The sequence below is a fragment of the Aeromonas intestinalis genome (assembly GCF_054052485.1).
On sequence record NZ_JBSTYK010000046.1, the window covers coordinates 1 to 369 of the forward strand.

Annotated in this window: 1 tRNA gene and 1 rRNA gene; both read right to left on the reverse strand. The window is 53.4% G+C overall.

Features of this window, described 5'->3' with window-relative positions:
* Positions 1-13: 13 nt before the first annotated feature.
* Positions 14-89, reverse strand: a tRNA-Glu gene (locus ACW5W7_RS21330).
* Between the two features lie 203 nt (positions 90-292).
* Positions 293-369 (reverse strand): 16S ribosomal RNA (locus ACW5W7_RS21335); the annotation flags it as partial.

A 369-nucleotide genomic window follows, 5' to 3' on the forward strand; every position in this document is an offset into this window, starting at 1 on the left:
GCAAGAAGAGAAGTGGCGTCCCCTAGGGGATTCGAACCCCTGTTACCGCCGTGAAAGGGCGGTGTCCTAGGCCTCTAGACGAAGGGGACCCGGATTTGTCTTTGCGCTTGCGCGCAGGCGATTGGGTAACGGCTCGCGCCATTATTCACATCCCAACACCCAACAAAAGGGCTTCTCTCGTTTGGCTTTCACCAAACAAGCACTGACACGCCAAGGCGCATCAGGTCTTTGCTCTAACTACTTTGAATCAAGGCAATCTGTGTGAACACTCAACAACTTCGGCATCTTAAGGTAAGGAGGTGATCCAACCCCAGGTTCCCCTAGGGTTACCTTGTTACGACTTCACCCCAGTCATGAATCACACCGTGG